The organism is Mesorhizobium sp. WSM4841 (assembly GCF_055811515.1).
Map to the genome: position 1 here is coordinate 1 of NZ_JBVVQC010000077.1, position 1,790 is coordinate 1,790.

The window sequence follows — 1,790 nt, forward strand, 5'->3', positions numbered from 1 at the left end:
ATTCGCGGCATCAAGGCGGCGATCGCGCAGCCATCGAGCTTAAACATCGCCAATGGCACGGCCAGCATTGAGAAGCTGATGCTCGATGTCGGCGGCGGATCGGTGACCGTGTCCGGCACCGCCGGCCAGACACTCGACATCGCGGCAGAGTTTTCCGCGCTGCCGGCCGCGCTTGCCAATGATTTTTCACCGGGCCTCGACGCTGCGGGCACGCTCGGCGGAACGGCGCAAGTGATGGGACCGTCGGCAGCCCCCGACATTCGTTTCAGTGCGCAGCTCAGCGGCGCCGAGACCAGCCAGACCCGCCAGGCGGGGCTCGGCCCGCTCAACCTCGATGCGGCAGGCAGCTTCTCCTCCGCCGGCGGCGTCGCCATCGACCACGCGACGCTTGCCGGTGACAAAATTTCCGGCAAGGCCGCCGGCACCATCAACCCGAACGGCGCCAGCGATTTTGCGCTCGACCTGGCTTCGACCGGCCCGAGCCTGCCGCTGGCGCTTGGCAGTACCGAGAGCCCGATCAATCTCGAGTTGCAGGCGCTTTCGGTAAAGGCTGCAGGGCAGGGCACCCAGCCGAAGCTCGATATCTCCGCTGTTCTGCCTTCGGCCGCCACCAATCTAGCTAAGGTCGAGGTGCTCACCCTGGCATTGCACTCGGACGCCTTCGATGTGAAAAGTCGGACAGGGCCGATTTCCGGCACGGTGACGGCGGACAAGGTCGGCCTGAACAATCCAACCATCGCGCCGCTGCTCGCCGGCAAGATCACTGCCAAGGTCGCCGGCGATCTCGCTACCGATACCATCGTCATCGACAGCGGCTCGGTGACGAGCGAGGCACTGGACAGCGGCTTTAACGGAAGGGTCTCGCTGGCCGACGGCGCCATCGATCTCAACCTCAGGGCGGATGCGGCTTCCGCAGCACTGCCGGCGGCAGCGCGCGGTGTGCTCGCGGAGCGGACAGAACTCAGTGCCGCTTTGAAGCGTGACGCCAATGGCAATGTTACCGCCAACGCGATCAGGCTGGTGTCCGGCGCGCTGACCGCCGACGGGCAGGCCAGCCTTGCCGACAACAAGGTCAGCGCCGACGTCAAGGGCGCGCTGTCCGACATCTCGCTTCTGTCCGGGGATGCCAAGGGCGCCATCGCTTTCGCGCTGAACGTGCAAGGCGCCGGCACCGCGCCCGACCTGTCGCTGACGGTCAACAGCGACCGGCTCTCGGTGGCCGAACGCGAGATCACCGGGCTGAGGCTCACCGCCACCGGCAAGGCCGATGCCGCCAACCCGGCGGCCAATGTCCAACTGACCGGAAATGTCGCGGGCCAGCCCCTGCAAGGCAGTGCCGTGCTGGCGACCTCCGACGGCAAGCGCGCCATCAACGGGCTTTTGCTGTCACTCGGCAAGAACCGGATATCGGGCGACCTGGCACTTGATGAGGCCTTCGTGCCCGAAGGCACCGTGGCGCTCGACCTGCCTGACATCGGACCGCTCGCAGCCCTTGCGCTGGAAAAGGCGGAAGGCGACGTGCGCGGCACGATCGATTTCTCGAAGACCGGCAATGTGCCTGAGGTCACCATCAAGGCTTCGACGGCTTCGATTTCACGCGACGATGTTTCGGCAAAGACGGTCACCATCGATGCATCGATCGCCAACTATCTCGCGGCACCGGTGATCTCCGGAAAGATCCGTGCCGACAGCGTCACCTCCGGTGGCACCGTCATTCGCGGCATCGATGTCGATCTCAAGCGTGACGGCGACTGGACAGGCTTTTCCGGCGGCGCCACCGTCAAGGACAT

At 65.5% G+C, this 1,790-nt stretch carries 1 protein-coding gene; it reads left to right on the forward strand.

Annotated elements, in window-relative coordinates:
• A partial coding sequence (locus AC0L14_RS34670; protein WP_473752216.1) for a translocation/assembly module TamB domain-containing protein occupies nucleotides 1-1,790 on the forward strand: 1,790 nt, incomplete at both ends.